Source organism: Flavobacterium piscis (genome assembly GCF_031457575.1).
GTDB lineage: Bacteria > Bacteroidota > Bacteroidia > Flavobacteriales > Flavobacteriaceae > Flavobacterium > Flavobacterium piscis_A.
Window position 1 is genome coordinate 1 of record NZ_JAVDWQ010000029.1, and the last position, 26967, is coordinate 26967.

A 26967-nucleotide genomic window follows, 5' to 3' on the forward strand; every position below is an offset into this window, starting at 1 on the left:
TAGCCAGGAGTTCCGCCAGAAGGAGAAACCGAAGCTGAACCATTAGTTCCACCGTTACAAGACACATTGGTTTGAGAACCAGTTGCGGTACTGATTGCTGTCGGTTGAGTGACTGTAATTCCGGCTACAGTTCCCGTACATCCATTAGCATCGGTAATTGTTACCGAGTAGCTTCCAGCTGCAAGTCCTGTTCTGTCTTCGGTAGTTATACCACCGCCCCAGTTAAAGGTATAAGGTCCCGTTCCTCCAGTTGGAGTAAGGTTAATTGCTCCGTTAGTTCCGCCATTACAAGCAACATTGGTTACAACGGTTGTTCCGCTTACAGCTGCTGCAGGTTGAGTGACTGTAATTCCGGCTACAGTTCCCGTACATCCATTAGCATCGGTAATTGTTACCGAGTAGCTTCCAGCTGCAAGTCCTGTTCTGTCTTCGGTAGTTATACCACCGCCCCAGTTAAAGGTATAAGGTCCCGTTCCTCCAGTTGGAGTAAGGTTAATTGCTCCGTTAGTTCCGCCATTACAAGCAACATTGGTTACAACGGTTGTTCCGCTTACAGCTGCTGCAGGTTGAGTGACTGTAATTCCGGCTACAGTTCCCGTACATCCATTAGCATCAGTAATTGTTACCGAGTAGTTTCCAGCTGCAAGTCCTGTTCTGTCTTCGGTAGTTATACCACCGCCCCAGTTAAAGGTATAAGGTCCTGTTCCTCCAGTTGGAGTAAGGTTAATTGCTCCGTTAGTGCCACCATTACAAGCAACATTGGTTACAACAGTTGTTCCGCTTACTGCTGCTGCTGGTTGAGTAATTGTATAGTTGCGGGTTGCAGTACAACCGTTAGCATCAGTTACCGTTACCGTATAACTTCCTGCGGCAAGTCCAGTAGCTGTCGCTGTCGTACCACCTGAAGGAGACCAGGAATAAGTATAACCAGGAGTTCCACCAGAAGGCGTTACAGAAGCTGTACCATTAGAACCACCATTACAAGCTACGTTTGTTTGAGATCCTGTTGCGGTACTTATTGCCGTTGGTTGGGTAACAGTAAAGTTAACCGTGGCGGTACAAGAATTAGCATCCGTCACGGTACATGTCCAGGTTCCGGCAGTTAATCCAGAAACAGAAGCTGTTCCGTCACCAGTTGGGTTTCCAGGTGTCCAGTTATAGGTATAAGGAGCAGTTCCTCCAGATGCAGCATTTACTGTTGCAGCTCCGGTTGAACCACCATTACAAGCAATATTAGTTTGAGAAGCAGCAGAAACTAGAATATTTGAAACTGTTCCTGAAACCGCTACATTTTTTATTGTTGCTCCGGTAGAAGTACAAGCTATATTACCTGATGGAGTACCTGTAGCAGTTGATGATAATCTTGTATATATGGTTGTTGTAGATACTGTACCACTTGTTTGGGTTAAGTTTACTGATGCTCCATAGCCACTTCCTGATGCTGTTGAGACTTCAAAACCAGTAGGTGCAGTAACTGTAATGTTAGCAGAAAGATCAGTACCACCCACTGTAAAACTTTGAAAATCGGATGCAGTTCCAGCGCAACTAGAAAATGCCGTAAGTGTTCCTGTAGTAGTAATGGTTGGAACAGGAACAAGAGGAGAAGTAGAAATTTGTCCGGAAACTCCTACTGCAACAAATTGAGTACCAGAAAATACAACTGAATTGAATGAATTTGTCGTGTTGACGTTGATGGCTGGTACTTGTGTCCATGTAGCTCCATCTAAAGAAGTCATAACTGTTCCGGTTTGCCCTACAGAAACATATTTATTGTCTGTACTCGTTAAACCAAAAACACCATTTGTTATAGGAGGTGTATTACTGGTCCAGGATGTACCGTTAGTGGAAGTCAAAATAGGGCCACTTGCTGCGCCGGCAGTTACAAACCTGCCCAAAGCATATATTGCTGGATTTAAATTGCTTGTGATATTAGAAGTTTGAAGAGTCCAGGTTACTAAGTCAGTTGAAGTATATATTACACCTCCACTACCAACAATGACATATTGCCCAGAATTAAAAGCAATCCCTCGTAAAGGCTGATTAGTAAGAGCACTATTTTCTTTTCTCACCGTCCAGGTTATTCCATCTGGAGAGGTTATAATTGTGCCTAATTGCGCTGTGGCAATAAATACATTGTTAAGATATTCCACTGATAGAAATGAAGGATTTGCCATCACAACATTGGATGCTTGGGCAGTCCAATTGTTACCATCGGTTGAAGTTAAAATAGTATTTAATGAGCCAACTGCTACAAATTTCCCGTTTCCATAAGTAACAGAATTTACGTTGTTAGTTACATTTGTAGCCCTATCCAGCCAAGTAATACCATCAGTCGAACGTTTTATCACACCTGCGGAGCCTACAGCTACATAAAGAGATCCGGAATAGGTAACATCTAATAAACTAGAACTAATTCCCGAGGTTCGTGTTGTCCAGGCTTCTTGTGCTTGAAGGTTAAATACAATAAGAAAAACACTTAGTGTATAGAGTATTTTTTTTTTCATAAGAAGTTGTTTTTGGTTAAAGTTTTATAATAACAGTCTGAATTTATTTAATGGTGTAATTTTTTTTCGTATTATGTATTTGATTCATATTTTTGTTGCAAAAGAAAAAAAGCACTTATCAATAACAGTAATTGATTTTAATCTAATTTATCACCTTTGCGTAGGCCAAATTGTGTCATTTTATGTCCGGGAAAATATCCTTCTTCTGAATAAACCACTTCAACTTTAATTGCTTTTCCATCAGCACAGACGATAATTAAACCATTGGATTCATCAAGAACAATTACTGTCCCGGAACTAGTTTCGGGTGCTACAGTCATGAACGAAAGCGATGCATCTGTAATGCCAAATAGCCACCCTTTATAGCGGGCTGCTGCTCCTTTTTGCCAAGGATTACATGCTTTTACTAACGCACGTACCTCCCACGATGACATCACTTTCCAATCAATAAATAAATCTTTTTGTTTAGGCTGGCTGTACCATTTCGAGTTAGAGGAATTTTGTTTTTTGGGTTTTAATGTACCGTTTGCCAAACCTTGTATTAAAGGCATAGTAAGCTCCAAACCCGTATATGCCAGTTGCCCAATGAGCATTCCAAAACTGGCTTCGGGATATATAGGTACTTCTTTGGTGATCAATAGGTCGCCTGTATCTAAATTTTCATCCATCTGATGCACGGTTACACCACCCGTTGATTCAAGGTTCCGAATCATCCAAAACAAAGGATTAGTTCCTCTAAATGCAGGCAACGGGGCATAATGAAAATTAATAAATCCAAATTTAGGAATGGAAAGTACAGCTGCTGGAATTTTCCAAGGAAATGTTTTGACCAATACTACATCGGGTTGATGAAGTTCAAGCCATAAGGTAAGCTTACTTCCTAAATTATTTTTTTCAAATACTTCAAAGGAAACACTTGAGGAAGTACATTGTTTTTCTAGCAACAAAACAGTTTCGCTAACATGATTTGAGGAGCCGACTGCAACCACTAATTGCTGTTGCATCAAGTATTGGAGTGCTGGAAATCCTAGTCGGTCGTTGCAGAGTATAGCGATTTTCATATTAGGTGCATAAAAAATTATTCTTCCATCCCGAAGACATTTCCCTTTGTTTTTGGTTCCAATTTTGTTGGTGTTCTTCTTTTATTACATCTAATTTCTCATCAATTTTTAACATGCATTTCCCATCAATATTTGGAACTATTACTCCTTTGTACAAAGGAGCATAGCTGGTTTGTGTGATTGGGTCAAATATTACTTTGCCACGAGGACTTTCAAACGACCAATTGGAGAGTGATTGCGGACCATCATTCAGTAAACGCACGGCAACTATTGCGGCTTCCCAACCCAATAGATGAAACAGGTTGGCAATTTTATTTTTTTGTTCACGAATAGTGGTAAGAAATAAGTGCTGTGCTTCATTCTCTAAAGATGTTGACCAGGGCACTATGGTGTGAAATGTTCCTGTAGGGAAATCGCATTTGGTTAGCAGTGTTTCTTCTGCCATAAATGGAGAACAATAAAAAGGAAAAGGTGTTGCCATTTCTCCTTTGTCCTTTAATTCCTTTATAAAAAGCTCCGTCAGATAAATGCTAAAATTAGCCATAACTGCCTGAGGTGTATTTTCGTTTAGCAATTCGAGATACCGATCAATGGAAAATTCACTGATTTTATGTGAACTAACATAATTACCCGACACCGTTCCTCCTGTTGTATCCATTCCTTTTACTGCAAAATGTGATCCTCTATATCCTGCATCAAAAAAAGAACTTGCCATCATTACATTTCTTTTTCCTTCACCTGCTAATTGCCCTAAACGAAAACACGCATCAATTCCTTGCAAAGTAAGAAACCAGTTATTTGGAACTCGATCCTCTGAAGCCATCTGCATTCCAGCATCTAAAAACAGAAAGGCTCTACCAGATGACTGTGCCATTTGGTAGAGAGGTTCTGCATTTTGAATATTGCTATAAGCAATCAACAGTTGAACATCATCTTGTAAGAGTAATTTTTCCGCTTTTGCATAACAAAGTTGTTGATCGTCTCCAAATCCAATGTTTTCAGTGATTAGCTGAGGATCTTTGATGCCTAATAAATATAGGTGCGTGCGTAGTCCGTCCAGAATATCAAATCCCATAGCGGGATAGTCTGTTGAACGAGGTAGTAAAAGACCGATTCGAGTGGGCATAATTTGAATGAATGAAGTTTGTTGAAAAGGAAATGAGAACTTGTCACTTCTCATTTCCTTTTTATAATTAATTGAAATTAGTCACGAGCTGGAAAAACGCCATATTGGCAAATAATATAATTTAATGCTAAAAGGGGATTATTTATTGGTATAGGCACAGCACCCAATCCTGCATCTGCCATTGTAATGTTTCCTGCAAAAGGTTTCAAACCAACATTGGCTGGAGTAGTATAAGGTGTGGTTCCTCCTGAATCGTCATTGCCATAGGTATTATTGGTTGGAACTGTTTCGCTGGCAGCAGCAGCAGCATCTTGCGTGATAGTATACGAAACAGGATGAACGTGTGTAGGCATTTGTCCTGAAGTAATAATAACAGACTCTGTTCCGCCAATTTGACCAAGACTATAGTTAGAAAGTCCTGCTCCTTGTCCTGCACCTGCCACCGCACGTCCTTGCAAATTTGGGAGCATAAAAGTAGTGGTTCCATTACCACCATAAGTTGTTCCTAAAATCGAAAACAAAGCCGTATTACTTTGAATATTTATTGTTTGTCCCTGACAGAGAGCCCAGCTTTTTGGGGCAAAATTACCTGCAAAAAGGGTTGTAAATCCAATAACTCCTTCCATGATATATGTTTTTTTAATTTTTGTAAAGATTAATTTCTTGAAGGGAAAATTCCTTCTACTGCAATGATATAGTTCATTGCCACATAGGGAGCAATGGTTGGAACAGGTGAATTTCCTCCAGTAGGCGGCGTAATAGCTGTGCTGGAATAAGGGCCCATTGCTGATCCTTTGGGAGCCCCATAAAGAGCATTGCCTGAAGCTGGTACAGTTGTGTTAGTAGGTGTGTTTGCTCCAGTGGTATCTGTTGATCCTTGTGGTGTACCCGTCAAAACAGGGTTTAGGTGATTGTGTATCGGAAGATTTATCGAAAGAAGTGTAGTTTGTTCTGATCCAGACATTTGCCCTATTTGATAATTTGGCAAGCCTGGCCCTTGACCAATGTGAATGGCTCTACGACTTCTGAGGTCTGGTAGTGCAAAGGTGGTTTGTCCATCACCTCCATAAGTGGTTCCGATTAATGCAAAAAGTGCATCATAATTAGAAATAGGCAGTAGTTGTCCTTGACAAAACATCCAACTTCTTGGAGCAAAATTGCCGGCAAAAATGGTTACTGTAGCGATATATGGATCTACAAACATAATTTTAGTTTTTTAGTTAGTTATAAATTTATTTGAGTAAATTAAATTCGTCCTGTATAATTTCATAAGGACATTACATTTAGTTACGGCTTGGAAATATTCCATATATGCAAATGACATAATTGATTGCCAGATAAGGAGACAATATACTAAATGGCTGGCTTCCTCCTACAACTCCTACAGTTCCATGTATAGACAATGGATTTGCCATGGGAGTATTGCTATTGCTACTAAAGGTGTTTGCAATGCCACTGCCAATATTGTTACCCTCTGCATTGCTATCAAATCCTGGTGTATCATTAGCACCCAAAGATAAATTTATAGCTCCATTGTGGTTATGGGCAGGCATATTGCTTATTCCCATAATTGCTGTAGTTGATCCATTTGCTTCTCCTAGCTGATAGCTTGTACCTGTACTGCTAACACCTGTCCCTACCGCAGTACGGGAGCGTAAATCGGGTAATGCAAAAGTTTGAATCCCGTTGCCACCATAGGTTGTTCCTAGTAATGAAAATAAAGCCTGATTGGTGTTGATTGCAAGTAACTGACCATTACATTGTGCCCAGTATTTGGGTGTAAAATCATAAGCTACTGTTGTGATGACTGCCATTGTTCCTTCCATATAAATAAAGTATTAGGTTACTATTTGTGTGAATAATTTATTGTTAAAAAATAAAAAGTCATTATAAAGCTCAAAACTTACATTAAAAATAGGTGTTCAAAAATAGAGGCCTAGTTTTAAATTTTCCATAAATGGTTCAGACATGATTTTTAGTTTTCTTAATAATAATTATGTGTGAATATGATTTTATAGATTATTAATGTATTTTTTCATGATTATGAAGGAGATGAAATTAATTTTCATCAATATCAAAACTAAGTGATAATCTTTTTTTTAGATAATAAAATGACATGGATGCCTTTTTTTATGTCATAAGAAAGGAATTTTGTGTATTCTGTTTCTTCCATATATAGTTCTTAAATAGATAAAAAAAAGAAATGTTTCGTACTAAATACTTAAATTCATTATTGCAAGTTCATTGCGTATTTATGGAAATTTAAAACCGGGAACTATTAAAAATATTTTTAATTAATGGCTTACAACCAAAATTAAACTATAATAAAAATCTGGGTATACGTATTTATACCTGTTTTATACCAAGAAGAGTTAAGTAATTATATTTCAGTTTGATTTATGCAATGATTAACAGGGTTTTTTTATTTAAAAATGTTAATTTTTTTAATATAATTCATTAGTTTAGCTGAAAGATTCATGTTTGTAATTGTATATTAACCTTAACTAAATAAATTAACATTATGGCAGAAGAAAAATTTCCGGGAAAAATTGAGATTGCATTATCAACAGGCATACAATGGGCGAAAAAATTCAGGGATTTGAAAGCTGAAGAAGTAAAGAAAGTAAGTGCTTATCTAATCCCCTTAGAGAGTCTGGAAGCAGTTTTAAGACTGAAAGAGACTCAAAATATAGATGCCGTACGTGCTTATGTTGGTATTAATGAATCTGGTGAACAAAACCTTATGTTTGTTGGTGCAAAATTAGATGCAGGTACAGGGGTTTACAAAGATGTTTTTGGAGAAGGAACTGAAGAAAATGTTGAAGAGGAAAGCGTTGTTTACGACGGATCACGTCCATGCCCTCCTTTTGGAGATCCTGAAAGCCCAATTTAATAAGAAAATGATTGATCTATTAATATATTCAGGTTATTTTATTTTAGTAATTAACCTGATTTTATATTCATTTAGCTTTTTCCGTTCGGAAAAAGCTAATATTTTTTTTGTTGGTTATTTAGCTTTTGTTTTTATAATGCAATTCATTATGGAGGTAATGTATTATCTTCATATGAATAATTTATTTGCAGTTAATATATTTTTTATCGGTCAAATGATTTTTTTAGGTTTATTTTATAAATCCGTATTAAAAAATAAAAAGCAAAAAAGATTTGTGAAATATAGCCTTATTACAACTTTATTAGTTTTACTAATTCAGTTTGTTATTGATTATAAGCAGTTTTTGAAATTTAATTTATTAGGAATTACAATTACATCTTTAATAATAGTAGTTTTTGCACTATTACATTTTTATAACATGCTTACAGATGAAAAAGAATATTATTATTTAAATATAGGAGTAGTTTTTTATTTATTTGCAAGCACAGTTTTGTATTTAGTAGGTAATCTGACTTCTGAATTAAGTAATGATGTAAAATACCTGAGTTGGACCTTAAATGCTTTATTAGTTGTCGCATATTATCTTTTTATTTTATTTGAATGGAAAATAAGATATAGTCAAAATAAAAAAATTAGTAATTAATATGGATTCAAGTGCTATTTACGAAAAAGAAATTGTAGCCATAATCTTATATACTTCTTGTTTTTTTATGATTATGGCTCTTTTCTTAATAGTTTTTTTTTATTATTCAAGAAAAAAAATTATTCAAAAAGAGATTGAAAAAAGAGATTTAGAGATTTTCCATCAAAAAGAACAATTACATGCAGTAATCATTACACAAGAAGAAGAGCGTAAAAGAATTGCTCAGGATTTACACGATGATATCAGTTCAAAATTGAATATTGTATCCTTAAATAGTTATTTGCTTACTTCAGCAAATTTAACCACTGAAGAAATAAAAGAGATTACAGATAATATTATTAATCTAACTGCTAAAGCATTAGATAATTCCAGAAAAATAGCGCACAATTTATTACCACCTGTTCTTGATAAATTCGGACTTCATGCTGGTATTGAGGAATTATGTGAGGAATTTGAAAGCAGTAAATCTGTAAAAGTTGGTTATCAAAATAAAATAGAATTTGAAGAAAAAGATAAAGACAGGCACTTACACATTTTCAGAGTTTTGCAAGAATTAATGAATAACTCTGTACGCCATGGAAAAGCTACTGAAATTTCTATTATTTTTGATGATAACAAAGGAGTTAAAACGTGTATTTATAAAGATAACGGAATTGGTTTTGACAGCCAAAAAACTGAAAATCAAAAGGGTCTTGGAATGAAGAACATAGATAGTCGGATATCTTTTATAAACGGAACTATCAATATAAACTCAGAAATAGGGAAAGGTGTTGAGGTTTTTTTTACTTTTTAACAATTTTATTTGTTTTATGACTAATAAAAATTTAAAATTACATTGTTTTTTTAATTTTTTATGACATATTTTTGTAATTCACATTCTACAAGTATTCAAAATTCTACAAGTATTCAAACCAAAAGAAAATGAGTCATGCTATCAAAATAGTTTTAGTCGATGATGAGATTCTCTTTCGAAAAGGAATTTCTTTTTTATTGCAAAGAGAGAGCAATATTGATATTGTTTTTGAAGCATCTAATGGCGAAGAATTAATTTCCTATTTAAATAAGACGCCAACTAAGCCGGATATAATTATAACGGATTTGAAGATGCCTGTCTTAAATGGAGTAGAAGCAACAAAAATTATCCGAAGAGACTTCCCTGAAATAAAAATTATTGCATTAACAAGTTATGATACAAAATCATTTATTGCTAATATGATTCAGGTAGGGGCAGTTGCATATTTAATAAAAAACACAACTCCTAAAGATTTATTGCATACTATTAATCAGGTTAACTTAAAAGGATTTTATTATAATGAAAATATATTAGAAACCATTCAGGAAACAATCATATCTTCCAAAAAATCAAAATCTAATTTAGAAACCGGTTTTTTATCCCCTCGTGAAATAGAAATACTTCAACTTATCTGTCAACAAAAAACAACTCCTGAAATTGCAGAAGAACTTTTTTTAAGTCCAAGAACTGTTGAAGGCCATCGTAATAACCTATTACTTAAAACAGAGTCAAGAAATATTGCCGGCTTGGTTGTATATGCTATTCAAAATGAAATAGCTGTTTTAACTATTTGATTTAGCTGGCTAAAAATTGAATAGACAGAACATAATATAGAATGATAGTAATAACTAATAAGCAAAGACCTATTTTTTGTGCTATATTTAATCCTTTCTGCTCACCCTTGGTTTGATTAACTTTCATGCTTATATTGTTTATAATTGTATTTATTTGATTGGCAAATTTAGGAAGAAGAATTTTTGTTTCTGTAGGTATTTTTACCTGTTTTTGTGCAGATAATTTATTTAACATATATTAAATAGTGATAAAAAGCTTACAAATAAATTTACTGCACAAAATCAATCCCTTTCCATAGTTTTTTATTGCTTCCTTTTATATCTTTACTCTAAATAGTTAATCAAATGAAGCAAATTTTAATTTATATAGTAATTTTTTTAATTTCATTATCTGGAAAAGCTTCGTTTATTCTTCTGCCCATGGATGAAATAACTCAGCAAAATCATCTGAAAGCTTATGGAATTACCTACTGGTGCCTGAGTAAAGATTATAAGGCTAGTTGGTTGTTAAATTATCGTGGAGGCTCTTTTTTATTGCCCGATGCGGATGAAATAAGGAAGGAATGCAAGATTCGTGGCGTAAGTTTTGAAATAATTTCTGATAGTGAACAATCTTCAATTTTAGATGAAATTTCCAGTCCTTCTCAAAACATGGAATCTGTTATTCTTGAAAAAGCACCTAAAATTGCTGTTTATACTCCGAAAGGGAAACAGCCATGGGATGATGCAGTTACACTAGTTTTAACCTATGCCGAAATTCCATTTACGCCTATTTATGATGAAGAAGTTCTAAGTGATCAGTTGTTGCTTTATGATTGGTTGCATCTGCATCATGAGGATTTTACAGGACAATACGGTAAATTTTATGCAGCTTATAAAAATACACCTTGGTATATTGAACAAAAAAAGGATTCAGAAGCTCTGGCTGCAAAGTTAGGTTACCCTAAAGTTTCGCTGGAAAAAGTAGCGGTTGCAAAAAAAATCAGGGACTTTGTTATAGGTGGTGGATTTATGTTTGCAATGTGCTCTGCTACAGATAGTTTTGATATTTCTTTGGCAGCAGATGGAGTTGATATTTGCGAAACCATGTTTGACGGAGATCCAAGTGAGTCAAATTATCAATCTAAATTAAACTATGGAAGTGCATTTGCGTTTAAAAATTTTACGCTTGAGCGAAGACCTGAGCAATATGAGTTTTCAGATATTGATATGACTATAAAACGAAGAATTCCTCCTGATAAAGATTATTTTTCCTTAATGGAGTTTTCGGCAAAATGGGATCCCATACCAAGTATGTTATGTCAGAACCATACACAACTGGTAAAAGGATTTATGGGACAGACGACCTCATTTGATGCCACATTAATTAAGTCGAATGTTTTGATTATGGGAACCTGCGAACTTAATGGTGAAGCACGTTACATACACGGTGAAAAAGGAAAGGGAATGTTTACTTTTTTTGGAGGACATGATCCTGAGGATTTTCAACACCAGGTTGGTGATCCGCCAACAGTTTTAGATTTGCATCCTAATTCTCCGGGTTATCGATTGATTTTAAATAATGTTTTGTTCCCTGCAGCAAAAAAGAAAAAATTAAAAACGTAATTTATTTTAGTGAAAATTCAAACCATATTGGAATATGATCGGATATTTTTCGAGCCTCATAAAAAGTATTGAATTTTGTGTAAAATGGAATTATTCCGGAATTGATATAGTTTAAAGAATTTGTTTTATAAAAGATATTATCAAATTCAGATGCCAGACAATTATTTGTCTGGCATTTTTGTTTTAAAGTTGTTTTTTGATTTTGAAAAACAGAAGCATAACCCATTTTCTTCAACGGATTAAAGACAGTATGGAATTGTGGGCAGTTGAAATCGCCTATAAAAACCAAATTAAGTTTAGGATATTCAAAAGGTAAAAATTTGAAATATTTAATCTCTGTTTCAGGTTGTTTACTTTTTGTAATGGCATGAAAAGTAACCAGTGTAATAGTTTTTTTATCGATTTCGAAAGTAGCAAAATAGGGTTCCCTGTCTATTTCTAAATGATACTTTTTCTCCAGCCATGCATTTCCTTTTATTCTTGCCTTATTGGTTTTCCAGATAAAAGCATATCGTTCTGTTTTATAAGCACTGCTAGAAGTTGGATCACTGATTTGATAATCCCATTTTGTGCCTTTTTGATTTAATATTGCTACAAGTTTAGTAATGGACTGCGCTCCGCCATAACCAGCAACGACTTCCTGAATCGTGATAATATCATAATCCTTAATTGTATTGGCAATAAAATTGAGATGGGTTTCAGATTTAGATTTTCCAAAGTTTTCAATATTCCAGGAAAGCACTTTGGTTTGGGAGTAAAGGAATGTTGTGAATAATAGTATAAGGAAACTAAGGCTGATTTTCATTTAAAGGGATTATAAAGTTCAAATATAAAGATTATACAATGAATATTAATCCTCCCAACCGCAAAGAGTCAGGCCATATCCCTCAGCCTCTTTCAAACTGACTTTTACGATTTCATGTTTGCATGCCCCAAAACCACGGCAAGATTCATTCAAATGATATTTTTTAGCTCCTTTGATGCCACAAATATAGACTTTCGTTTCTACAACGTTAAATGATGAAAATGCAATAAATAAAATTGTTATGATGACCTTCATATTTTATGCTTTTATAATTAATCGACAATCAAATCATATTCATTACCATTTTTATCTGTTGCTTTAAGCTTGCCATAAGCGACCCATTCCGTATTAATATCAATGTCCCTAAAATTTTCAGCATTTAATATTCCGGCACCGTATTTTCCCTGAACGTTAATATTGCCATAAACGGAGTCACCTTTGGCATCCAAACCTTTTACATCATAATTATATTCATAATTACCAGAGGTTCCGGTTCTGTATTCATACTGAAAAGTTTTATCGACATGATACGTTTTTGCTTCCTGCGGCGTAATTGTTTTGCGGTCATCTGCCGTAATTACCTCTTTATAAAATGAATTTATTTGTGCCGGTGGAGGGCTTTCGGCTTTTTTACAGGAAAGTATTCCCAGAAATAAGAATAAGGTTAAGTAGTTTTTTAGCATAAGCGTTTTATTTTAAAATGGTTAAACTTAAAAATGTTAGTTACCCTGATTCATTGCTTCGTCAATTTTTCCGGATAAAAAGATATTTCCCAAAATGCCTATACCAATTGTTTTTGTTTTTCCTTCAAAGGTCACATCTGTTGTTGAAAACAGGACATAATTAGAGGAAGAAACCATATTGTTTACCATCATGTCTATCATTGATTTTGCTAAGACATTTCCCATTGCACTTCCTGCCTGAGACCATTGGTCATTTTGATCTGTCTTTTTTTCATGTATTTCTTTTTCAAGAAATGCATTCATTTTTAATTTTACTTCTTCTTTATGTTTCTCCGTTCCGGGATTTGTTAGTGCTGTAATTAGTGCAAATAAGCAAAGCACAATAATTACATAATGTTTTGTTTTCATACGTTATAGTTTTAAGTGATTGATTAGTTGGGTTTAATGGTTTTATCCTCTTGATTTATCTATTAATGTCTATGATAAATCTAATCAGAAAAACTTTTTTTGAAATACGTACTTATACCTGATTTTATTCGGTTTCGTAAAGTGCTGCTGTTTCTAATAATTCTTTCTCAAATTGATAAATATCGTCAATAGATGAAATTGGTATTTTGGTTTCGCTTTTATTTTCATTGAATAAACTCACGTACTTTTTTCCTCCGTTTAGATGCAGTCTGCATAAAGGTTTACGATTATTATCATCCAGCAAGATTCCGAAATAAGATTGCGTGTCACGATGTACTATTCGGCTGGTTGGCAATTTTCTTCGTAAAATAGCAACCACTATACGATAAGCATCAAGTTCTTCCTCGGTCGTATTAATTTTATTGTCATCTTCGACTATTACAGTTTCTTCGACCTGCTGCTTAATGGTTTCTTTGGTTAGAGCGGCATTTAATCGGTCATTAATCTTGTCATTGATATATTGACTTACTGATTTCTGAACCAAATCCTTAAATTCATCCACCACTTTTTCAGTAAGTCTGCCGGCATAAACTTTATTTGCAAAAAGTTTGGTAAAATCATTCGAAGGACTTTCCAACTCTGCGTTGATTTGTTTTTTAATTTCCTTAATGTATTTTAATGAACTGGCATTGCTTACAATATTATCTACATCGAAATTTGCTTTATGAAATTTGGCAATTTCGTTTATCGTGTTTTCTTTTAGATTACAAATATCAAATTCTAAAAAAGGTTTCTCATCCATTTTATTCGAATCATCCAAATCAGTAAAAAACTGATAATTGATACCGTTTGTCAAAAGAGCAAATCGTGTTTTGGTAACATGAAAATAACGGAATAACTGTGAATTATGAATAGTCAGTTTTTCTTTCCAGCTTTTACACTCCACAATTATGATGGGTTCTCCGTTTTGAAAGATAGCATAATCTACTTTTTCTCCTTTTTTAAGACCGAGATCTGCCGTAAATTCAGGAACAACTTCAAGCGGATTAAAAGCATCGTATCCGAGAACGTGTATAAAAGGCAATACAAAGGCATGTTTTGTAGATTCTTCGGTTTCAATTTTACTTTTTAGCTGATTTATTTTATCTGCTAATGATTTTAGTTGAATGTTTATTTCCATTTGGTTTTAATTTAGATTAATAATTCAAATGTAAAACCAATAAGAATCAGTGTTTTATGGAAAACCGTAAAGGGATGAAATTTTTGAGTGAAGTTTTTTGAAACTTTTATAAATATTTAAAAGAGGACAATAAAATTCCTCTTTTAAATATTGTAAAGTATTATTCTTTATTCAGAATGAAATCTTTAATAATCTTATCCATGTTCGAAGGCAGATCAGCACTTTTGATTTCAAAATGTTTGATGTTCATTTCTGTTAACCATTTGCTCCAATAAGCTTTAATGACTTTTTCTTCGTAAGGATTATTTTTACCTGGATTTATACCCAGAACTAAAACTTCCAGATTTGATAAGTCATTGTCAATTTTAATAAAACCGAAGTTCTCACTTTCAAATTTTTTCTGCCAGTTGTTTTTATTTAGACTATTTTGTTGAATTAATTTCGGAGTTAAATAGCTTGATAGATTACCGTTTTTGATTTGCGTTCCTTCATAAAACATATAACCATCCGTCAAAATAACCAGAATGTTTCTATACCCTTTGTCAATGCATTGATCTTGTACTTTGCTGTCGAAAAAATTCCAAATGTCAGATCCGATATAGTTATCATCTTTAATTGCCGAATTGTATATTTGTGTTGTTTTTGAAGCATAATTACTGCTTATCGAATTCAGTAAATTTTTTGAAGCATTATTTTTATCAACTTTAATTTTTAATTCATTTGCAATCGAATTAATTTCAGGATTTTCCGGTTCCGGATTAAAGAATAATTGCATTTTATCGTCAATTTGTCTCATTCTTTTTGATTTTAGATGTTGTGAAAAGGCTTCTGAAACCGATTTAATATATCCTAAATCTCTTTGGTGAAATTCCATTGTTGGATTTGGATTCTTTTTGAGACTAATTCGATCTGATAAATCAACAAGAATACTAATATTGTAGTTTTCTGAAACAGAACTTTTAAGTACGGTTTCTTTTTCTTCATTTTTATTTCCTTCCTTACATGAAAAAAATAAAATCAATACTAATGACATTGCTATTTTGGGTAAAGCATTTTTCATATGTTAGTTTTTAGAATATACCAAATGTTGAAAATCAGGATCAACCAAATTCAATTTGACCAAATGTTCTTCAGATAAATTTTCACAGCCTTCCAGAAGTTCTACTTTTTCTTTATGAGGTAAAGCGATTTCGGTGTTAATTGCTTGAAACCATCCTTCTTTATATTGATGATGGTAATGCAGATATTCCTTTACAGGAAAAACAAAACCATCTATTTTTGATTGTAGTTCTGAATTTTTCCCGTTTAAGGTAACAATCTGCTGTTTAAAATCGTTGATTTTATTGATGTAATCTGCTTTTATTTTTTCCAGGTTAATTAAATTTTCTTTTTTTCCTCGGATGAAAGCTCTTATCTTATCTATGTTTTCAAATTCTTTCATTACAAAATCAAATACAAGTCCCCAAATAATATAAACTACAAAGCCTGCAAATATAATCATCCAGAATTCTGGTTCTCCTAAAGCGATATTTAGATTGTATGGTGAAGATTCTGTTGTTTTATTGAACTCATATATTTTTTTCTCGATTATATATGCCAAAAGTGAATCGAATAAAAAGGTAATTGTAAAAAGGGAAATTAGTCTAAAAATGTTTTTGAGCCCTTTTCCTTTTTGTACCATGTGAATGACATAGCCTAATCCCATAAATACAAATGGAATAGTAACAACCAAAACACCTTCAAGCCAACTCGCTTTAAAAGCATTGGTAAATGCATCGGCATCGAAAATGGCTGCAGTTAAACTATCATTTGAAAATTCTTTGAAAAAAGCAGAATATGAAGCTGAAATGTAGAACACTAAAACATAAAGGGTTATTGGCAGTAAAAGAATCAAACCAATATAAAATTGCGCTTTTAGGCCTTTTCCTTCTTCGATGCCGTATTTGTCCGGATTGCGTTTAACTTCGATGATTTCACTTTTGATCTGGTCGATATTATCGTTGGTATCCTGTTCTTTTTTTTCGAAAATACCAATGGCAGCTTCAGACTTTTTAAGTTCAGTTCTGTTTTTTTCCTGTTCTTCACGATAAGGCTGTTTTAATCTGTCCTGCTCCATTTTCTGTTTTCGGCACTGATCCTCAAAACTCATATATAAATTTTGAAGACATGCTTTTAAAACAATTGGTTTTCCGGTTGCTTTTACAGATGCTGCAAAGCCGCTTTGATAATATGTGATTCTAATTTGTTCTCTGTCTTCTTCATTTTCTTCAAAAGATTTAAATGAAGAATCTTCAGATTTTTTTAAACTAAATAATTGTGAAAGTGTTTTCATAGTTTAAGTGTTAAGTTGACTAATAATTTCTTCTTTACCAATGTTTTTCTGAACACAATCAATAAGATAATCAGACAAATCATTGATATTTTCTTCAACGAAATTAAATTTTCGGCAATACTTTCGGAGCATATTTAATTCGTCATCGGTTATTTTTTCATCAGCCCAGATAATTCGGGTTAGATCATATAAGTATTCAATCTTTGTATTTAAAGCTACCGGAACAGTAAATTCAGTATTGACAGGATTGAAGAAAAGTTTGTCAAGCTCTTCTTTCGGAATCCCTCTTTCATCTGCAAAATGATAAAGCATTTGAAGTTCTAATACATTAAATTGATCATCTGATAATGCCATTTGATATAATCTCAAAAAATGACTTTTAAGTTCTAGTGTTATCATGTTAGGTGGTTATTTATTTTAAAGATTCACATGCTTTTCCATTGCCGTCACGATCAAGGTTTTTATAGCATTCTTTGTTACTGTTATAAGCAGCCTGAGCTTGTGCCTGAGTTGTAAAATCTGCACAGGTTTTAGTGGGGCAATTTGAACTTGAACCTGTATTTGTACCGGATGATGAACCTGAATTGGAAACATTTCCAGTTGAATCAGATGATTCTGAACAGGAAAGTATTGAACTAAGTGCAGTAAATACTAAAACCAGGATTATACATCCGTTATTGTTTTTATTTGAAAAAGATTTAGATCGATTGTTTGCGTAGTGACCTTGAACATAAGTTCCGTCTTTTCTGTAATATCCTCTTCGATATCCCATAGTTAGTATTGATTTATTGTGTAAATTAAAAATGATATAATTCCGGTAAAAGCAAACAACAGCATACAACCGCTATTTTTTGTGTTACTAAAATTGTTTTGGTAGTTAACTCCCGAAGTTCCTGTTTTAATAGAAAACCCTCTGGAACTAATAGTTCCTCTTCGGGTTCTTAAACTTGGAGAAATTCCGGATTTGCTAATGTTTAAACCGAGTCCGCTTCCAAGTTTAATTCTTTTTTGAAATTGAAAGCCCATGATTAGGTTGTATGGCAGGCATTACAACACGTTTTACAGCCATTTGATTTTGAGTACGTTTTTTTTGCTTCATCTACTGCAGGTTTACAGCTGGAAAAAGCACCTAAATATTTCTTGCTTACGATACTTTTAAAATAATGGCAGTCATCAGTATGAACTTCATGATCTCCATTTAATTGAGCAGTATTATTTACATAATAGTTTTTCATAATTTTTTGGTTTAATTATTTAAATTGATTTAATCATTCAAACTTAAACCTATTTAAAACCAGTATTTTACGGAAAACCATAATCTGTAAATTTTATATTCAGAAATAAAAAAAGCCCCCGAAGGAGCTTGATATTAATTATAGTAATAAAAAGGAAATTAAATAATCCCCATATCCTTAGTAATCGAAACTAAATGAACGGTATTATTGGCTTTAAAAAAGTCTTTGAGTTTTGCGATTCTTTTTTCTATGGCACTTTTGCTGTTGGGTTTGATCTGTGAGGATTTAAAAATTTCTATAATTTCATCTTGTGAAGTACCCAATGATAAATGCTTTAGGATTTGAATATCTACATCGTCAATTTCATAGTTGTTTTTTTCCTGTAATGCAGATGCAACTTCAGGGGAAATGAATTTTTGATCAGAAGTCGAAATAAGATGAATCGCTTTCTTTAGTTCCTCGATACTGTTTAAACCTTTTAGTACAAATCCATCTATTTCTGCATTGTCAAAGAGTGATTTAATTCGGTAACTTTTGTCTTCTACAGAATAGGCGATGATTTTAATATCAGGCTGTAATGTGCGAACCTTTTGAACCAACTCATCGCCATTAGCAATAGTTGCTTTTCGATGATCTGTTTTGAATGAAAGATCACTGATTAGTAAGTCGTAAGGTTCATTTTGATGAATTGCGGCGCGGATTTTTAGAAACGCTTCATCGCAAAATTTGGAATGCTGAAAATCGACAATATTCAAATCTTTTAGTACTTGTTGAATTCCTAAATTCATGGCGTCAAGATCTTCGGCTATAATTACTTTTTTAAACATAGGCTTTTATTTAGGCAGTGTTATTTTTACTTTAAAACCTTTATCAGGCTCAGTATCAAAAGTAATAGTTCCTTTTGTAGACAGAATACGGTTTTCCATATTTTGCAGGCCATTTTTTATAATTTTGTTTTTGTCACATCCTTTTCCGTTATCCGTATAGTCAATAAATATTTTTTTTGAGCTGATGTCAAATTTTATAACAACTAGCAAAGCCTGACTATGTTTTTTCATATTTACCATTAATTCTTGTAAAACACGGTAAATGGTGACCTTTTTTATTTCATCGATATCGTCCCAATTGACTTTTTCGATTTTAATAATAACATTTGTATGGTCAGTATTATAAGTGGAGAGCATTTCTTTTAAGTTGTCCGAATAATTTTCTCCGGTATGGATATCATTATTCTCTCTCGAAATTCTACGGACACGTGTGTATATATGATCCAGTTTTTGAATTAAGGTTTCTTTCCTGTTTTCACTTTCTAACGATTGTGTTTGAGTAAAAGTGATAGCATTAAAAACATCATTTGCCAGTTCATCATGAATGTCTTTGGCAATTTTGGTTTCGGTATCGTAGGCTGTTTTTATTTTTTCGATTCGGTTTCGGTTTTGATAAAATTTTCTTAAGTACAATAATAAAAGGGAAAGGGATGCAATTCCGATTATGAAAAATATTCTTTGATATTTTGCTTTCTGAAGAGATAATAAGTTTTCCGCTTTTTCTAAACGGAGTTTTTGGTTTTCGTCCTTTTCCTTTTTAGAATCATATTTTATTTTGGCAAACTTGTTTTTGTAGTTGTTGCGGATTTTAGTTATGCTGTCATTTAATGTTATATATTTTTTTGCATATTCAATATTTTTTTCGCTGAAGTCATTTAAAATCAAAAATTGCAGTGCTCTTAATCGTTCATCAATACTATTTAGTTTTGTTGCAGATTTATAAGCCTCTAAAGCATGTTGGTTAGATTTTTTTGGATTTGTCTTGATGTAATATTCTGCTAAATGCAGATTACTTTCAATAGCTCCGTACGTATCATCAATTTGATTTCTTAATTTAAAACTATCTGTCATTAAAATAAAACCTTTTTCGGTAAAACCTTTTTTAAAATAAGCATAACCTAAATTGTCTAAAACTCTCGCTTTATTATTTTTAAGAGATTGGTTATCTAAAGTTTTTGTATTAATGATCTCTTCTAGGATATGGATAGCCTTATCATATTTTTTTTGCTGAATGTATATAACTGCAATGTTGTTTAATGGTCCTTGTTTTGAAACAGAATCTGTACAATCTTTTAAAGCTTCTTCATAATAGTAAATAGCATCGCTGTAAAGAGAAAGTTCTTTGTCTGCTATACCAAAAGAGTTATTGATAGAAGCACTGTAAATGTTTTTTTTTCTGAGATAAGGTAATGCCTCTGTTAAGGTTTCTTTGCTACCATAATAATCACCGTTCATTTGTTGAATGAAAGCCATTTGGATAAGACTGTAAACAACATTGAGACTGTCGTTTGTTTTTTCAAAGATTATTTTTGATTTGTTGAAATTATAGAAAGCGGTATTAAAGTTTTTTTTTCCCATGCTTGACATTCCTTTTTCTCTCAGGCTGACAGCTTCTGTTTTTATAGATTCCTGATTATGCCAGACAGTTGCTTTTTTCGTGCAGGAAAGAAGTAAAAGGAAAATGATAAAACAAAAAATAGGGGATCGTAACATAAAATTTACTTTCCCCGAAATTAGTAATTAAATGTAAATTACAAATTTTAAATTGATTAATCTTTTGTTGGTGGTGGTGGTACAATGATAGGTTGATCTCCAGGACCATCAGCATAAGTTGGTGTTATTTCTTTTTTTGCTTCAGTTTCGAATTCGTCTGATGTGCAGGAAAATAGAGTAGTAGTCAATAGAGCGAACGCTCCCCATATAAATAATTTTTTCATGATTTTTGATTTAAAAAATTAGACATGGGTATTGCTGTCCGGAACTTTTCCGAATCGTTTTTTAATGGCAATACCAAATTGTGTTTGGGAAGTGAAGTGCGTAGAACTATAAAATTTTATTTATACTTCCCGGATAAAGTCCGTCTTACGGTTTTCCGCACTTTTAATTGAACTAGTTTTGTACATTTGTTTTAACCTGCAGATTAAAACGTTGACTAATCTGAGACAAAGGAATGGCAGTTTTACTGATGGATTTATAGAAGATTCCGATATTTCCGATCATTCCGATATTTCCAATAATTCCGTAGAAGCTTATGAATAAAATTACTATTGAAGATTATAAAACAGCAATCAGAGCTAAATATAAAATTGCGATTGAAGAGGATGTGTCTGGAACTTTATCAGATCCAACGCCAGCTGAATTTAGAGATTATTACTTTAGAATTTTCGAAAGAGGTCTGAGTAAAATTGATAAAGAAATTATGGAGATATTTTTTGAGGCCAATGAAAATTCCCCATTAAAAAAAGCAATTGAAAATTGTAATACAGGAAAACTTAAAGCTATAATTCATTTTTTAAATGGAAAAGATACACGAAATAGAACCAGAGTTGAGATGGCTGCTATTTTAGTTGATTTTAAGCCACGCCCTTTAAAAATTTTTCTAGAAAAAAGAGGCATAATTGAAGAAGAAAAAATAGAAATTGGAAATATTAGTATATCGGAACCTACTAGTATTGAGAATGAAGATAGGATTATGACAAAATATAAAAATGAAGATGAGATTGAAGATGTGTCAAATGATGATATTATAATTGGAAAGCTTTCAGAAAAATTTAGTGATAAGTTAAAATTTACTATAGCTGGCATTGTAGCTGTTTTTTGTTTAGGATTTTTAATAAGTTATTATCTCTTTCCAAAAAAACAATGTATGCAATGGTCTAATGATCATTATGAAAAAGTAATTTGTGATTTGGAATCAAATGGATTTTTATCTAATGTTGGTTTGGAACCATTTGATGAAAGGAAGTTTGAACTTAAAAAACTTAAGGCTTGCGATACTACAAGTTTTTTTAAATTGGGAAGACCTTGTGTCTGGTATGGTAAATCGACAGATGGAAATTATGAATGTTTTAGTGCACCGGGATTACATCCTGAAACTGGTATAACATTAAGACCAATTACTGAGTATATGATTTCTAAACATATCTTAAAAAAGAAAGAATAATTTAAAATATTGATTATATAATAAAACTTCCGATGTAATATTAAATTAAATCGGAAGTTTTGAATTTAATTATCCAACTCTCAATCCCGTAGTAATAGCAAACCTATTCCATGAATTGATGGTAATAATCGCCAGAATAATTTCGGCAAGATACTTTTCATCAAACAGGCGGGCAGCATTTTGATAAACTTCTTCAGAAACATGATTACTGATTAAAGTTATTTCTTCAGTCAAAGCCAAAATTGCTTTTTCTTCTTCGGTATAAATATCAGCTTCCTGCCATGCACTTAACAAGTAAATACGCTGTTCGGTTTCTCCATATTTTCTGGCATCTGCTGTATGCATATTGATACAGAAAGCACAGCCATTTATTTGCGAAGCTCTAATTTTGATAAGTTCTTTATGAGTTGGAGTCAATGAGGTTTTAGAAATATAACTTTCTAAATTCATAAGTGCTTGATAAGCTTCTGGAGCAACTGTTGGGATAACAATTCTTGGTTTCATTGTACTTGTATTTAAAGTTGAAAACAAAGGTCAGGGAATCATATTGTAAAAAACTTGATCTACTTCAAGAAATGAATTTATACTTTTCCGGCTCTTATTTTACTCATAAATTCAGCAGAGAAATCAAGATAGGAGGCAAGCATGTATTGAGGAACACGCTGTACAAATTCCGGATTTTGATTTTTAAAATGATTATATCGTTCTTCTGCTGACATAGTAAATAAGAATTTAATCCGCATTTGTGCGGCACCGAATGTTTTTTGAGATACGATTCGGAAATAGCGTTCCAGTTTTGGAATCTGAATTAACAATGATTCGAGAAGAGATTTTTCAATTACAATAATTTCAGATTTTTCAACAGCCTGAATATAAAAATTAGACGCACTATTGTTGTAAAAACTTAAGTAATCTGTAATCCACCAGCTTTCAATTCCAAATTGAAGTGTTTGTTCTGTTCCTTTATTATTAATGATATATTGTCTAAAGCATCCTTTAATAACAAAATACATATTATTACAAACCTGTCCTTCTTGCAGGACATATTCCTTCTTTTTGATTTTTGTAATTTCTAAACTGGATTCTAAAATAGCAATTTCTGATGGTTCCAGGTTTACAAATTTCTGAATATGGTCGATAAGGACTGAATACATATAGTTGCGGTTTTATGTAAAGATAATTATAAATTGAATTATGATAAGTCGAACTTTTATAAAAGCAAAAGCCCGGTCTTTCGACTGGGCTTTTTTATATAAGTAAGTAATGTAAATTGAGTTTATAAAACGTTTATTTTACTTTGTTAAGTATTGCTTTGAAAGCTTCAGGGTGGTTCATCGCTAAATCTGCAAGAACTTTACGGTTCAATTCGATTCCGTTAGCTTTAACTTTACCCATGAATTGAGAATAAGAGATTCCTTCCAGTCTTGCTCCAGCGTTGATACGTTGAATCCATAATGCACGGAAATTTCTTTTGTTTTGTTTTCTATCGCGGTAAGCGTAGCACATTGCTTTCTCTACTGCATTCTTAGCAACTGTCCAAACGTTTTTACGTCTGCCAAAGAAACCTTTGGCTTGCTTCATTATTTTTTTTCTTCTTGCTCTTTTAGCAACTGAATTTACCGATCTTGGCATAATTTTAATGTGTTTTTGTAGCAGGCGTCCTGAATTAAATCAAAGGAACTTAAAGGCCATACTCCAAGGTTATATAAATAATTTTTAACCTAAGAAACCTTAGTGATTAGAAAATAGTAATTAGTGACTAGCTAAGCGCTAATTACTAAGAACTAATTGCTAATATTAGATAATTCTTAATTGTTGTTTGATGCTTTTCATATCTGTTTTGTGAACTAACGCTGAGTGTGTCAAAGCTAATTTACGTTTTTTAGATTTTTTAGTCAGGATGTGACTTTTAAAAGCATGCTTTCTTTTAATCTTTCCAGAACCAGTAACTTTGAAACGTTTCTTGGCGCTAGATTTTGTTTTCATTTTAGGCATTTTTCCTAGTGTTTTAATTTATTCTTACTTACTTATATCTTTGTTTCAGATTTAAAGCTTCAGGTTCAATGACTGAATACTGTGACTATAAACTGAGACTATTTTTTCTTTTTCGGAGCAATGAACATAATCATTCTCTTACCTTCCAAAACCGGCATCGCTTCCACCTTACCGTGCTCTTCTAAATCTGTAGCCAAACGTAGTAATAAAATCTGTCCCTGATCTTTATAGATGATCGAACGTCCTTTAAAGAATACGAATGCTTTTAATTTAGCACCTTCTTTAAGGAACTTCTCAGCATTTTTTCTTTTAAATTCGTAATCATGCTCATCTGTCTGAGGACCAAAACGAATTTCTTTTACTACAACTTGCGTTGACTTTGCCTTTAAAACCTTATCACGTTTCTTTTGTTCGTAAACAAATTTCTTGTAATCCATGATTTTACAAACGGGCGGTTCAGCGTTTGGTGAAATTTCTACCAAATCCAATTCAAACTGATCAGCAAGTCTTAATGCTTCTGCAAGCTTAAATACACCGGGTTCGATGTTCTCGCCTACTAATCTTACTTCTTGTACACCACGAATAAGATTGTTTATTCTGTGGGCATCCTTTTTTTCTACGCGAGGTTGGTAACCTCTGTTGCTTCTTATTGCTATGACTTTATAATTTAAGTTAAACTGTAAAAACTTTTAATGTCTTTTTTATTTCTTCGTTTACAATAGCGACAAATTCATCAATTGTAACTGTAATATTCCCTTTTCCTTCTTGCCCGTGACGACGGATCGAAATAGTTCCGTTTTTCTCCTCTTCCTCACCAACAATAAGCATAAATGGTATTTTTTGCATTTCAGCATCTCTAATTTTCTTGCCAATAGTCTCGCTTCGGTTGTCAATTAGGGCGCGAATTTCGTGATTTTCTAGCAAATCTAAAACTTTTTTAGCATATATTTCGTATTTCTCGCTCAAAGACAAGATTATAGCTTGTTCAGGCATTAGCCAAAGTGGGAAATTTCCTGCTGTGTGTTCTAGCAAAATTGCTATAAAACGTTCCATAGATCCAAAAGGAGCTCTGTGAATCATAACAGGGCGATGTAATTCATTATCAGCACCTTTGTAAGTCAATTCAAAGCGTTCAGGAAGGTTATAGTCAACCTGGATAGTTCCTAATTGCCATTGTCTGCCTAAAGCATCTTTTACCATAAAGTCAAGCTTCGGGCCATAAAAAGCAGCTTCGCCATATTCTACCACAGTGTTCAGTCCTTTATCAGCCGCAGCATTGATAATTGCATTTTCAGCTTTTTCCCAATTTTCATCAGAACCAATATATTTTTCTCTGTTTTCCTGATCTCTCAATGAAATTTGAGCAGTAAAGTTTTCAAAACCTAACGAACCAAATACATATAATACAAGGTCTATTACTTTTTTAAACTCTTCATCCAGTTGCTCGGGAGTACAAAAAATGTGCGCATCATCCTGAGTAAAACCTCTAACACGAGTTAAACCATGCAATTCTCCAGATTGCTCGTATCTGTAAACAGTACCAAATTCAGCATAACGCTTAGGTAAATCTTTATACGACCAAGGTCTTACGTTATAGATTTCACAGTGGTGCGGGCAGTTCATAGGTTTTAATAAAAACTCTTCGCCTTCAGCAGGAGTGTTTATTGGCTGAAAACTATCGGCACCATATTTTGCATAGTGACCAGATGTAACATAAAGTTCTTTCTGTCCAATATGTGGAGTAACAACTTGCTCGTAACCGGCTTTCTTTTGAGCTTTCTTTAAAAATTGTTCTAGTCTGTCTCTCAAAGCAGCACCTTTAGGTAACCATAAAGGTAAACCAGCACCAACTTTTTGAGAGAAAGCAAATAATTCAAGTTCTTTACCTAATTTACGGTGATCACGACGTTTTGCTTCTTCAAGAAGTAAAAGATATTCAGTCAGGTCCTTTTGCTTAGGGAAAGAAGTTCCGTAAACACGGGTTAATTGTTTATTCTTTTCGTCACCTCTCCAGTAAGCACCGGCAACACTCATTATTTTAAAAGCTTTTATAATTCCAGTATTCGGAATATGTCCACCGCGACATAAATCAGTAAAAGTAGCATGATCACAAAAAGTGATAGTACCATCCTCAAGATTCGAAATCAATTCGGTCTTGTAAACGTTGTCTTTATACATTTCCAATGCATCAGCTTTAGAAACCGGACGCATTTTAAATTCATGTTTTTCTCTGGAAATCTCAAGAACGCGATCTTCAATCTTTTTAAAATCAGCATCAGTAATCTTTTGGTCTTCAAAATCTACATCATAATAGAAGCCATTCGAAATTGCAGGACCAAGAGTTAATTTAATTCCAGGATACAATTCCTCAAGAGCCTGCGCCATTACGTGTGAAGTAGAGTGCCAAAAAGCTTTTTTACCTTCAGCATCATTCCAGGTATATAAAATAAGACTACCATCAGTCGTCAATGGGGTTTCGGTTTCTATTGTTGTACCATTATAGGCTGCCGAAATCACGTTTCTTGCAAATCCTTCACTAATGCTTTTAGCAACCTCCATCGGAGTCACGCCAGAAGCGAACTCTCTAATCGACCCATCGGGTAAAGTAATCTTAATCATTGTTTATAATTTTGTGGATGCAAATATAAGTCATTACAAAAATACATACAATATATAATGTGCAAGTTTATACTATTATATAACGAAGAAAATAGATTGAGGTGATCAATTAGATTTCTATACTATATGTAAGTATGATTTTGTACTATATATAAGAAGTGTTTTTGTTCTGCCAGTTCGAAGTCGAAGTATTTTGGAATTTGTTTATTGAAATCTTCAGGAGCCTTTTCCCGCTGTGCTTCCAAATCTTTAGCTTTTTAAAGAAAAAAGCAAAAGGATTTTCCCTTCCATCGGGGCTAGG

33 protein-coding genes are annotated in these 26967 nt (G+C 33.3%); 6 read left to right on the forward strand and 27 right to left on the reverse strand.

The genetic code is table 11. The annotated features are described in order from the left end of the window. The 6 genes from J2W48_RS22445 to J2W48_RS22470 all read right to left on the reverse strand — a co-directional run. The coding region (locus J2W48_RS22445; protein WP_409025192.1) for a beta strand repeat-containing protein at positions 1 to 2504 on the reverse strand (2504 nt) is incomplete at its 3' end. 137 nt (positions 2505 to 2641) lie between these two features. After that, positions 2642 to 3493 carry a methionyl-tRNA formyltransferase gene (locus tag J2W48_RS22450; protein WP_310284374.1) on the reverse strand — a complete coding sequence of 284 codons (852 nt, stop codon included), beginning with the start codon at positions 3491 to 3493 and terminating at the stop codon, positions 2642 to 2644. A gap of 73 nt (positions 3494 to 3566) precedes the next feature. Further along, positions 3567 to 4691 (reverse strand): ABC transporter substrate-binding protein, encoded by a 1125-nt coding sequence (locus J2W48_RS22455; protein ID WP_310284376.1) that lies wholly within the window; start codon positions 4689 to 4691, stop codon positions 3567 to 3569. Positions 4692 to 4768: 77 nt separating this feature from the next. Then, positions 4769 to 5317, reverse strand: coding sequence for a phage tail protein (locus J2W48_RS22460; RefSeq protein ID WP_310284377.1), 549 nt, complete (start codon positions 5315 to 5317; stop codon positions 4769 to 4771). A 29-nt stretch (positions 5318 to 5346) separates the two neighbouring features. Continuing rightward, positions 5347 to 5895: a phage tail protein gene (locus tag J2W48_RS22465; RefSeq protein ID WP_310284379.1), complete on the reverse strand. Its 549-nt coding sequence runs from the start codon at positions 5893 to 5895 to the stop codon at positions 5347 to 5349. Positions 5896 to 5974: 79 nt separating this feature from the next. Further along, a complete protein-coding gene (locus J2W48_RS22470; RefSeq protein ID WP_310284382.1) occupies positions 5975 to 6517 on the reverse strand; it encodes a phage tail protein in 543 nt (180 codons plus the stop codon). A 695-nt stretch (positions 6518 to 7212) separates the two neighbouring features. Here J2W48_RS22470 and J2W48_RS22475 point away from each other — a divergent pair. The 4 genes from J2W48_RS22475 (at position 7213) to J2W48_RS22490 (ending at position 9814) form a co-directional block, all read left to right on the forward strand. Next, positions 7213 to 7584 (forward strand): hypothetical protein, encoded by a 372-nt coding sequence (locus tag J2W48_RS22475; RefSeq protein WP_310284383.1) that lies wholly within the window; start codon positions 7213 to 7215, stop codon positions 7582 to 7584. 7 nt (positions 7585 to 7591) lie between these two features. Next, entirely contained in the window at positions 7592 to 8227 is a 636-nt protein-coding gene (locus J2W48_RS22480; RefSeq protein ID WP_310284385.1) for a hypothetical protein, read from the forward strand. A gap of 1 nt (position 8228) precedes the next feature. Further along, positions 8229 to 9020, forward strand: a complete 792-nt coding sequence (locus J2W48_RS22485; protein ID WP_310284387.1) for a sensor histidine kinase — start codon at positions 8229 to 8231, stop codon at positions 9018 to 9020. Between the two features lie 128 nt (positions 9021 to 9148). Next, positions 9149 to 9814 (forward strand): response regulator transcription factor, encoded by a 666-nt coding sequence (locus tag J2W48_RS22490; protein WP_310284389.1) that lies wholly within the window; start codon positions 9149 to 9151, stop codon positions 9812 to 9814. 1 nt (position 9815) lies between these two features. Here the strand turns inward: J2W48_RS22490 and J2W48_RS22495 are convergent, their stop codons facing one another. Beyond that, positions 9816 to 10049, reverse strand: a complete 234-nt coding sequence (locus J2W48_RS22495) for a hypothetical protein (RefSeq protein WP_310284390.1) — start codon at positions 10047 to 10049, stop codon at positions 9816 to 9818. Positions 10050 to 10159: 110 nt separating this feature from the next. Here J2W48_RS22495 and J2W48_RS22500 point away from each other — a divergent pair, with 110 nt between their 5' ends. Further along, complete coding sequence (locus J2W48_RS22500) at positions 10160 to 11419, forward strand: asparagine synthetase B (RefSeq protein WP_310284392.1); 1260 nt, start codon at positions 10160 to 10162, stop codon at positions 11417 to 11419. A 1-nt stretch (position 11420) separates the two neighbouring features. Here J2W48_RS22500 and J2W48_RS22505 read toward each other — a convergent pair whose 3' ends face one another. The 14 genes from J2W48_RS22505 to J2W48_RS22570 form a co-directional block, all read right to left on the reverse strand. Beyond that, positions 11421 to 12224 (reverse strand): endonuclease/exonuclease/phosphatase family protein, encoded by an 804-nt coding sequence (locus tag J2W48_RS22505; RefSeq protein WP_310284393.1) that lies wholly within the window; start codon positions 12222 to 12224, stop codon positions 11421 to 11423. Positions 12225 to 12269: 45 nt separating this feature from the next. Continuing rightward, complete coding sequence (locus J2W48_RS22510; RefSeq protein ID WP_310284394.1) at positions 12270 to 12479, reverse strand: hypothetical protein; 210 nt, start codon at positions 12477 to 12479, stop codon at positions 12270 to 12272. Positions 12480 to 12496: 17 nt separating this feature from the next. Continuing rightward, positions 12497 to 12907 (reverse strand): hypothetical protein, encoded by a 411-nt coding sequence (locus J2W48_RS22515; protein ID WP_310284395.1) that lies wholly within the window; start codon positions 12905 to 12907, stop codon positions 12497 to 12499. Positions 12908 to 12943: 36 nt separating this feature from the next. Beyond that, the gene (locus tag J2W48_RS22520; protein WP_310284397.1) at positions 12944 to 13315 is read right to left on the reverse strand and encodes a DUF4359 domain-containing protein; all 372 of its coding nucleotides are present in this window, start codon (positions 13313 to 13315) and stop codon (positions 12944 to 12946) included. 124 nt (positions 13316 to 13439) lie between these two features. Continuing rightward, positions 13440 to 14495, reverse strand: coding sequence for a type I restriction endonuclease (locus J2W48_RS22525; protein WP_310284399.1), 1056 nt, complete (start codon positions 14493 to 14495; stop codon positions 13440 to 13442). A gap of 160 nt (positions 14496 to 14655) precedes the next feature. After that, on the reverse strand, positions 14656 to 15555 hold the full coding sequence (locus J2W48_RS22530) for a hypothetical protein (protein WP_310284402.1): 900 nt from the start codon (positions 15553 to 15555) through the stop codon (positions 14656 to 14658). Positions 15556 to 15558: 3 nt separating this feature from the next. Continuing rightward, positions 15559 to 16827: an ABC transporter permease gene (locus J2W48_RS22535; RefSeq protein ID WP_310284403.1), complete on the reverse strand. Its 1269-nt coding sequence runs from the start codon at positions 16825 to 16827 to the stop codon at positions 15559 to 15561. A 3-nt stretch (positions 16828 to 16830) separates the two neighbouring features. Then, positions 16831 to 17226 carry a hypothetical protein gene (locus J2W48_RS22540; RefSeq protein WP_310284404.1) on the reverse strand — a complete coding sequence of 132 codons (396 nt, stop codon included), beginning with the start codon at positions 17224 to 17226 and terminating at the stop codon, positions 16831 to 16833. A gap of 13 nt (positions 17227 to 17239) precedes the next feature. Then, positions 17240 to 17599 carry an excalibur calcium-binding domain-containing protein gene (locus tag J2W48_RS22545; RefSeq protein WP_310284405.1) on the reverse strand — a complete coding sequence of 120 codons (360 nt, stop codon included), beginning with the start codon at positions 17597 to 17599 and terminating at the stop codon, positions 17240 to 17242. A 2-nt stretch (positions 17600 to 17601) separates the two neighbouring features. Then, a complete protein-coding gene (locus J2W48_RS22550; protein ID WP_310284408.1) occupies positions 17602 to 17853 on the reverse strand; it encodes a DUF4236 domain-containing protein in 252 nt (83 codons plus the stop codon). 2 nt (positions 17854 to 17855) lie between these two features. Further along, a complete protein-coding gene (locus J2W48_RS22555) occupies positions 17856 to 18062 on the reverse strand; it encodes a hypothetical protein (protein WP_310284410.1) in 207 nt (68 codons plus the stop codon). A 158-nt stretch (positions 18063 to 18220) separates the two neighbouring features. Then, positions 18221 to 18889: a response regulator gene (locus J2W48_RS22560; protein ID WP_310284412.1), complete on the reverse strand. Its 669-nt coding sequence runs from the start codon at positions 18887 to 18889 to the stop codon at positions 18221 to 18223. A 6-nt stretch (positions 18890 to 18895) separates the two neighbouring features. Further along, positions 18896 to 20602 (reverse strand): ATP-binding protein, encoded by a 1707-nt coding sequence (locus J2W48_RS22565; RefSeq protein ID WP_310284414.1) that lies wholly within the window; start codon positions 20600 to 20602, stop codon positions 18896 to 18898. Positions 20603 to 20658: 56 nt separating this feature from the next. Continuing rightward, positions 20659 to 20826 carry a hypothetical protein gene (locus J2W48_RS22570; RefSeq protein ID WP_310284416.1) on the reverse strand — a complete coding sequence of 56 codons (168 nt, stop codon included), beginning with the start codon at positions 20824 to 20826 and terminating at the stop codon, positions 20659 to 20661. A 314-nt stretch (positions 20827 to 21140) separates the two neighbouring features. Here J2W48_RS22570 and J2W48_RS22575 point away from each other — a divergent pair, with 314 nt between their 5' ends. Continuing rightward, on the forward strand, positions 21141 to 22052 hold the full coding sequence (locus tag J2W48_RS22575; RefSeq protein ID WP_310284419.1) for a hypothetical protein: 912 nt from the start codon (positions 21141 to 21143) through the stop codon (positions 22050 to 22052). Between the two features lie 69 nt (positions 22053 to 22121). Here the strand turns inward: J2W48_RS22575 and J2W48_RS22580 are convergent, their stop codons facing one another. The 6 genes from J2W48_RS22580 to thrS form a co-directional block, all read right to left on the reverse strand. Then, positions 22122 to 22556 (reverse strand): carboxymuconolactone decarboxylase family protein, encoded by a 435-nt coding sequence (locus J2W48_RS22580; protein WP_310284421.1) that lies wholly within the window; start codon positions 22554 to 22556, stop codon positions 22122 to 22124. A 77-nt stretch (positions 22557 to 22633) separates the two neighbouring features. Beyond that, the gene (locus J2W48_RS22585; protein ID WP_310284423.1) at positions 22634 to 23206 is read right to left on the reverse strand and encodes a Crp/Fnr family transcriptional regulator; all 573 of its coding nucleotides are present in this window, start codon (positions 23204 to 23206) and stop codon (positions 22634 to 22636) included. Positions 23207 to 23339: 133 nt separating this feature from the next. Further along, a complete protein-coding gene (gene rplT / locus J2W48_RS22590) occupies positions 23340 to 23684 on the reverse strand; it encodes a 50S ribosomal protein L20 (RefSeq protein WP_047773802.1) in 345 nt (114 codons plus the stop codon). A 165-nt stretch (positions 23685 to 23849) separates the two neighbouring features. After that, positions 23850 to 24047 carry a 50S ribosomal protein L35 gene (gene rpmI, locus J2W48_RS22595; protein ID WP_022827375.1) on the reverse strand — a complete coding sequence of 66 codons (198 nt, stop codon included), beginning with the start codon at positions 24045 to 24047 and terminating at the stop codon, positions 23850 to 23852. Positions 24048 to 24145: 98 nt separating this feature from the next. After that, positions 24146 to 24697 carry a translation initiation factor IF-3 gene (gene infC / locus J2W48_RS22600; protein WP_081491471.1) on the reverse strand — a complete coding sequence of 184 codons (552 nt, stop codon included), beginning with the start codon at positions 24695 to 24697 and terminating at the stop codon, positions 24146 to 24148. A 22-nt stretch (positions 24698 to 24719) separates the two neighbouring features. Next, positions 24720 to 26666: a threonine--tRNA ligase gene (gene thrS / locus J2W48_RS22605; protein WP_310284425.1), complete on the reverse strand. Its 1947-nt coding sequence runs from the start codon at positions 26664 to 26666 to the stop codon at positions 24720 to 24722. Between the last annotated feature and the right edge of the window lie 301 nt (positions 26667 to 26967).

Excerpts from the sequence above, each read along its gene's own strand:
- J2W48_RS22555 (WP_310284410.1), bottom strand. The coding sequence starts at position 18,062 with ATGAAAAACTATTATGTAAATAATACTGCTCAATTAAATGGAGATCAT.
- J2W48_RS22540 (WP_310284404.1), bottom strand. The coding sequence starts at position 17,226 with ATGATAACACTAGAACTTAAAAGTCATTTTTTGAGATTATATCAAATG.
- J2W48_RS22565 (WP_310284414.1), bottom strand. The coding sequence starts at position 20,602 with ATGTTACGATCCCCTATTTTTTGTTTTATCATTTTCCTTTTACTTCTT.
- J2W48_RS22505 (WP_310284393.1), bottom strand. The coding sequence starts at position 12,224 with ATGAAAATCAGCCTTAGTTTCCTTATACTATTATTCACAACATTCCTT.
- J2W48_RS22510 (WP_310284394.1), bottom strand. The coding sequence starts at position 12,479 with ATGAAGGTCATCATAACAATTTTATTTATTGCATTTTCATCATTTAAC.
- J2W48_RS22475 (WP_310284383.1), top strand. The coding sequence starts at position 7,213 with ATGGCAGAAGAAAAATTTCCGGGAAAAATTGAGATTGCATTATCAACA.
- J2W48_RS22535 (WP_310284403.1), bottom strand. The coding sequence starts at position 16,827 with ATGAAAACACTTTCACAATTATTTAGTTTAAAAAAATCTGAAGATTCT.
- J2W48_RS22455 (WP_310284376.1), bottom strand. The coding sequence starts at position 4,691 with ATGCCCACTCGAATCGGTCTTTTACTACCTCGTTCAACAGACTATCCC.
- rpmI (WP_022827375.1), bottom strand. The coding sequence starts at position 24,047 with ATGCCTAAAATGAAAACAAAATCTAGCGCCAAGAAACGTTTCAAAGTT.
- J2W48_RS22545 (WP_310284405.1), bottom strand. The coding sequence starts at position 17,599 with ATGGGATATCGAAGAGGATATTACAGAAAAGACGGAACTTATGTTCAA.
- J2W48_RS22585 (WP_310284423.1), bottom strand. The coding sequence starts at position 23,206 with ATGTATTCAGTCCTTATCGACCATATTCAGAAATTTGTAAACCTGGAA.
- J2W48_RS22575 (WP_310284419.1), top strand. The coding sequence starts at position 21,141 with ATGAATAAAATTACTATTGAAGATTATAAAACAGCAATCAGAGCTAAA.
- J2W48_RS22530 (WP_310284402.1), bottom strand. The coding sequence starts at position 15,555 with ATGAAAAATGCTTTACCCAAAATAGCAATGTCATTAGTATTGATTTTA.
- J2W48_RS22550 (WP_310284408.1), bottom strand. The coding sequence starts at position 17,853 with ATGGGCTTTCAATTTCAAAAAAGAATTAAACTTGGAAGCGGACTCGGT.
- J2W48_RS22500 (WP_310284392.1), top strand. The coding sequence starts at position 10,160 with ATGAAGCAAATTTTAATTTATATAGTAATTTTTTTAATTTCATTATCT.
- J2W48_RS22480 (WP_310284385.1), top strand. The coding sequence starts at position 7,592 with ATGATTGATCTATTAATATATTCAGGTTATTTTATTTTAGTAATTAAC.
- J2W48_RS22580 (WP_310284421.1), bottom strand. The coding sequence starts at position 22,556 with ATGAAACCAAGAATTGTTATCCCAACAGTTGCTCCAGAAGCTTATCAA.
- J2W48_RS22470 (WP_310284382.1), bottom strand. The coding sequence starts at position 6,517 with ATGGAAGGAACAATGGCAGTCATCACAACAGTAGCTTATGATTTTACA.
- J2W48_RS22495 (WP_310284390.1), bottom strand. The coding sequence starts at position 10,049 with ATGTTAAATAAATTATCTGCACAAAAACAGGTAAAAATACCTACAGAA.
- J2W48_RS22490 (WP_310284389.1), top strand. The coding sequence starts at position 9,149 with ATGAGTCATGCTATCAAAATAGTTTTAGTCGATGATGAGATTCTCTTT.
- J2W48_RS22465 (WP_310284379.1), bottom strand. The coding sequence starts at position 5,895 with ATGTTTGTAGATCCATATATCGCTACAGTAACCATTTTTGCCGGCAAT.
- J2W48_RS22525 (WP_310284399.1), bottom strand. The coding sequence starts at position 14,495 with ATGGAAATAAACATTCAACTAAAATCATTAGCAGATAAAATAAATCAG.
- J2W48_RS22570 (WP_310284416.1), bottom strand. The coding sequence starts at position 20,826 with ATGAAAAAATTATTTATATGGGGAGCGTTCGCTCTATTGACTACTACT.
- rplT (WP_047773802.1), bottom strand. The coding sequence starts at position 23,684 with ATGCCAAGATCGGTAAATTCAGTTGCTAAAAGAGCAAGAAGAAAAAAA.
- J2W48_RS22560 (WP_310284412.1), bottom strand. The coding sequence starts at position 18,889 with ATGTTTAAAAAAGTAATTATAGCCGAAGATCTTGACGCCATGAATTTA.
- J2W48_RS22520 (WP_310284397.1), bottom strand. The coding sequence starts at position 13,315 with ATGAAAACAAAACATTATGTAATTATTGTGCTTTGCTTATTTGCACTA.
- J2W48_RS22460 (WP_310284377.1), bottom strand. The coding sequence starts at position 5,317 with ATGGAAGGAGTTATTGGATTTACAACCCTTTTTGCAGGTAATTTTGCC.
- J2W48_RS22485 (WP_310284387.1), top strand. The coding sequence starts at position 8,229 with ATGGATTCAAGTGCTATTTACGAAAAAGAAATTGTAGCCATAATCTTA.
- J2W48_RS22515 (WP_310284395.1), bottom strand. The coding sequence starts at position 12,907 with ATGCTAAAAAACTACTTAACCTTATTCTTATTTCTGGGAATACTTTCC.
- thrS (WP_310284425.1), bottom strand. The coding sequence starts at position 26,666 with ATGATTAAGATTACTTTACCCGATGGGTCGATTAGAGAGTTCGCTTCT.